Source organism: Pseudarthrobacter sp. fls2-241-R2A-168 (genome assembly GCF_030209335.1).
Taxonomy (GTDB): domain Bacteria; phylum Actinomycetota; class Actinomycetes; order Actinomycetales; family Micrococcaceae; genus Arthrobacter.
The window spans coordinates 1-5057 of sequence record NZ_JARVSG010000053.1 but is presented as its reverse complement, the minus strand read 5'-3'; the positions used below and the strand labels follow the sequence as shown (position 1 = coordinate 5057).

Genomic DNA, 5057 nt, shown 5'->3' with positions numbered 1-5057 from the left:
ACAGCCCGGACCGTAGGCGGTACTGATAACGCTCATTTCATATCCTTCCAAGATGCTCCAACGTAAACGCGAACTTCTTGACTGGTGTTTTCCAAACCCAAACAGGACTGCAATCTTTTCCCGCCACCAGGGCCAATCAATTGCAAAGTTGGTCCGGACGAACGACAGGTGTCCGTGGCCGGGGGAGTTCACATTTTTCCAGTTTGCCAGTGGTCCGTCGTGGTTGGTTCCGCGGTTCGAGGTTTCCGCCAAGCCTACGATCGGCGAAGGATGGCGGATGCGCTACTAGACGCCCGGGGCGGTCGATTCAGTGGGCACCTTGGGCGGAGCGGGATCAGGGTACCTCGCAGCATGCAGGCTTTCAGACAGTGCGGCGCTTCTCTTGCCTCTCGTCGTGAGCGCGATCCAGACGATCACGACGCAGATGAGCATCAGACCAGCCGCAACGTTCGTGAAACCGATGTAGGAACCGGTGGCAGTGAAGATAAATCCGGCCGCTGGCGCGCCCAGCATGACGCCCAACTGCGACGCAGCTCCGCCATATCCGTTCACTGCACCGGCCTCGGCATGGGGGAAGAGTGTTCGGAGCCCGACAGGTCCGACGAAGTTCACGAAGGCAAAGAAGGACATGAAAACTGCCCATGTCATCGCGGCCCCGAACCCCTGTACGAACTGCGCAGACAGCAGGGTCAAAATCACGACGGTGCCGAATCCCAGGACGGAAACCCGCAGCCCGATCTTATCGACGAGGTACCCGAAAATGAGCGCCGTCACTGCTTGCAGTCCGCTCACGATAGAGATCCCCAGAGACGCCTGAACAGGGTCCAGGCCAAACGACTGATAGAACGGGGACGCATTGTTCGAGTACCCCGTGAAGACAAGTCCTTCGATCACGGAAGCGCCTAAGATCAGCCAGAACGGCCATGCCCTTGGCATGAACCCACTACCCACGACAAGCGGGGCTTGCCGAGCTTTCGGCGGCGCAGTATCTACCACGACTCCATAATGAGAGGGCCGTTCGTGCAATAGGGTCCATGAAATGAGGATGATCATCAGCGTGGTCAGTATCCCTTGACCGACAGCGGTGGCGCTAAGACCGAACCGCTGGATCGACAAAGCAACCAAAGGTGACTCGATGAACGTCATAATCGCGAGCCCCGACGTTAGGGCAGTTAACCTTCTACCGATCTGCTTATAGGAGAACCACCACATGATCTCTGTCTGCGATAGACCGAATCCGGTGAATACCACCGCCGCACCGAATACGAAACCCGCCATATAGAGAACGATCAAACTGTCCGAGAAAGCCAGGGCAAGGTAAGGGAACGCGAATCCGATAGCCGCGACCGGGACAACCGCGCGGACCTGGAATCGTCGAAGAATTCCCCCCAGCAACAACGAGAAAATGACCGTACCCAATCCCGAGGCCGAGAACAGCAGTGCTATCGCCCCGATCGAATGCCCGGTTCTCTCGCTGTACGGAAAAATGTAGTTCGAGAATGTCAAATATGACCCATAGGTTAGACCGGTCATGGCAACCGCGCCCAACCAAGAGTTCCGCGCCATTGCGGTGACATTACGTGCCATCGTTAAAGTCCCTTTTCATGTAATCAGTTGCATCACTTGTTCATCACACCAGGTGAGTTCAGAAGCCACACTAGGGGTCGTCCACCCTCCAGTGAGAGTCCCGCTTACGCCAACCATTTGAGTTTTTCCGCCACGCACCACTTTGAAAGCGCAGGAGCGCTGCCATTGAGACGACGAGCAGTCGTACCCGAGTCCTGAAGGACCAGCGAGCTGGCGGATACCCTAGTTGAACCAGTAGGACCAGTGCTGCGCCAGACCAGATGAACCGCTCCCCCGGGTGAAGCAGGCCCTGAATTATTCGGGAACCAATCGCTGCCCCTAACCGCACCACGCCGTGGAAATTCTGCTTTCACGGGAGCCCTTCTCCAGCGTTGCCGGCCGGGTAACTACGCAAGCAGCTTGATCAAGCTTCTTGTATGATTGCGGAGTGATCCACGAGTTGTTACCTGACGAGTTAATGGCGCGCTCCTTGTTGGACGCGCTGCGCCCGCTGCTGCGGCGGCTGAATGCCGAACGGACACTGTCCCCGGGCAAGTTGGGGGTGCTCAGTCATTTGGCGGAACGGGGGCGGGCGACGAGTTCGGAACTGGCCGCCGTCGTTCATGTCAGTCCCCAGGCTATCTCGCTCTCAACCGGTGAGCTGGAACGGTCGGGGTTTGTGGTGCGGGTACCCGACGCCGGGGACCGGCGCCGGGCCTGGATTGAGATCACCGATGCTGGACGGCAGAAACTGGTTCAGGAGCTGGCGGCCGGTCATGCATGGATTGACCGGGAGATTGTGGAGCGGATGACGCCGGAGGAACGGGCAGCGTTGCAGACGGCCATCCCCGTCCTGCGAAAGCTTGGCTCTTGGGTGTCCGTTGACTGAACCGGAGCGCTCAAGCCTGGTGCCGGCGCTGGTCTTTGCAGCGCTGTCCACGGCGGTGGTCAGTTCGCTTGGCATGTTGCTGGTTCCGACAATTTCCCGCGAGATGGAAGTGTCGGTCAGTTCGGCGCAGTGGATGCTCACTATCAACCTTCTAGTCGGCGCGGTGGCAACTCCGGTCATGGGCCGACTCAGCGACGGGCCGCACAAAAAGCGGCTCCTCCTAACGGCGTTATGGGTCATCCTCGTGGGGTCCGTTCTCGCCGCGGCGGCGCCCAACTTCGCGGTGTTTTTGGCCGGCCGGGCGCTGCAGGGCCTGACTTACGGGATCGTTCCGGTGACCATCGCCCTTGCTCGCCGCTACGCCTCCGCTGACACTGTGCGGTCCTCCATCTCCAGCCTGTCGGTGACAGTGGCGACCGGCTTGGGTCTGGGCTACCCCCTGACCGGCATCATCGCCGGACTTTTCGACTTCCGTTTCGCATTCTGGTTCGCAGCATTGTTCACGGTCGCGGGCATCATTGCGGTTTACCGCGCTGTGCCTGCCGGGCCTGATGAACGGGCCCCCCGGCTGCCCTTCGATGGCACGGGCGCGGGTCTCCTCGGCCTCGGCCTGGGCACCCTGCTATTGGGGGTCAGTGAGGGCCCGTCATGGGGGTGGCGCTCACCAGGGGTTATCGGTGCCTTCAGCGTCGCCGCGCTCGCCATGACCGCCTGGGTCCGGGCTGAACTGAGGACGTGGTTTCCGTTAGTCAATCTTCGGGTCCTCAGGATCGGAGAGGTGCTGTTGGCTAACGGCACGGCCATCGGCCTGGGCGCCGCTCTTTACATCGGCCTATCAATTTCAAGCCTCGTTGCCCAAGCCCCGACCTCCACCGGTTACGGGGTCGCACTGCCGGTGTTCTGGGCCGGGTTCGTGATGTTACCCCTGTCAGCCGGAAGCTTCGTCGCGAACCGTCTCGTGCGCCGCCTCGCGCGCCGGATCCCTCTGGCGACGCTGCTTCCCATCGGGGCCGGTTTTGTGGCAGCCGCTGGAGCGGTGCTGTGGATTGCTCATACCGAGCTCTGGCAGCTTCTGATCGGGATGCTGGTTTTCGGTCTGGGCATGGGTGCCAGCTATGCCGCCATGCCGGCGCTGATTGCCCGCAGCGTGGCCACTAGAGAGCTCGGCAGTTCAGTGAGCTTCAACCAGGTCCTGCGTACCGTGGGAAGCTCCTTCGGCACTGCGGTCGCTGGTGCAGTGCTCGCGGCGAACACTGCACCAGATCTTCGCCCTACCGGCGCCGGAATTAGCACCACGTTCGCGATCGGCGCCCTCATTTGCGCCGCGGTGTTTATTGCCCTGCTCATTTACACCCTGATAACGCGTTCACGCCGACCAACCGACGGACGACCTGACGCTCTGGTGGGGTAACCGCCGACAGCCAGCCGCCGACGAAGCTGCTCCACACCGTGTCTGGCCAGTCAGAATACCGCCTCAGGCAGCCCTGGAGCGCACCTACTCGTCCCCTAAAAAGGGGTTTTCCTCACTTCTTGGCTCCGTGTCGTCATCTTACTCCTGCGGGAGCGGGTCGGGTCTCCTGTCCGGACTGCTTCCGGCTCGGTAAGTCCCCGTACTTTTTCTCTGATGCTCTGATGACCTGCGGGGATTTGTACTTGCGCTTTCGAGCGAGGACATGTCGGGGTATTCGCAGTTTCTGCTGGCGAAAACGTGGACTTCGAGTTGACGGGGTTTCCGTCGTATCGGGAGACCCCGCCGATTCTGGATTTCGATGCAGTTCTCAACGAGACGGTCGACTATTGGATGCGCTGGGGCGGTCACTGCCGTCAGGCCCGCCCGTACGTGACTCCCGTCAAGCGGTCCCTGCTCGTCTGACCCACTACGAGACCTGGGATCGTAGCCGCGCCTACGACCTCCCTGCCTGAGGATTTTCGGGATCGCGAAGTCCCTCTCCACTGCCTCTTGATGAGTGGGAGGCGTTCCTTTCGAGCACAGATGGGACTACCTCGCCCGTTCGGAGCGCTCACTCGCACAGGGCGACAACGGCACCTTCCCTGATGCTCAGGAGGTTACGTATTGCACGAGTTCAGCGGGGACCGGACACGGCTCTCTGAACCGCCAGAGCGCGGATATGGAAATCGATCCATGGCCACGGCCGGACCCCTAGCGCCGTGATGTCGCGGCAGTTATTACCACGGAACCAGATTCAGGTGCGGCACTCATAGGTGCCGCACCGCGATCACGAGGAGAAAAACCGTCCAACCACACGAATAGCATTTCAGACATCGTTGCCACGTCCGACCCGGGGTAGATGATGCGGTCCGAACCGGAGTAGCGAAGGCGTCCGCAACTGTCCGTAACCTCGACTGGTTCGAGGTAGAGGAAATCGGCGGCCACCTGGAAGAAGGCAAGATCGCTGATTAGCTAGTCACAGTTATGCTGGGCTTCCGCTTAGAAGAACCTAATTGCTCTCCCGCTCTGGCTCGCAGTCAAACTTCTCTCCATGTGTTTTTGGGATGATGATCGCAGCCCAAAGCGGGTTAACAGAACCCGCACATCCGGGCCTGTCGCGTACGGAAGGGCCCGGCGGCCGCCAAACCTACT

At 60.3% G+C, this 5057-nt stretch carries 4 protein-coding genes and 1 pseudogene; 3 read left to right on the top strand and 2 right to left on the bottom strand.

Going from position 1 to position 5057, the window contains the following annotated elements; all coding sequences use genetic code 11:
- A partial coding sequence (locus tag QRN11_RS21510) for a hypothetical protein (protein ID WP_285314437.1) occupies positions 1-252 on the bottom strand: 252 nt, incomplete at its 3' end.
- A 33-nt stretch (positions 253-285) separates the two neighbouring features.
- Positions 286-1587: an MFS transporter gene (locus QRN11_RS21505; RefSeq protein ID WP_285314436.1), complete on the bottom strand. Its 1302-nt coding sequence runs from the start codon at positions 1585-1587 to the stop codon at positions 286-288.
- A 427-nt stretch (positions 1588-2014) separates the two neighbouring features.
- Between QRN11_RS21505 and QRN11_RS21500 the strand changes: the two genes are divergently transcribed.
- The 3 genes and pseudogenes from QRN11_RS21500 to QRN11_RS22675 all read left to right on the top strand — a co-directional run.
- Complete coding sequence (locus QRN11_RS21500; protein WP_285314435.1) at positions 2015-2455, top strand: MarR family winged helix-turn-helix transcriptional regulator; 441 nt, start codon at positions 2015-2017, stop codon at positions 2453-2455.
- Positions 2448-3866, top strand: coding sequence for an MFS transporter (locus tag QRN11_RS21495; RefSeq protein ID WP_285314434.1), 1419 nt, complete (start codon positions 2448-2450; stop codon positions 3864-3866). Before QRN11_RS21500 ends, QRN11_RS21495 begins: the two co-directional genes overlap by 8 nt.
- Positions 3867-4811: 945 nt before the next feature.
- Positions 4812-4877, top strand: a pseudogene (locus QRN11_RS22675) (dodecin); the annotation flags it as partial.
- Positions 4878-5057: the final 180 nt, after the last annotated feature.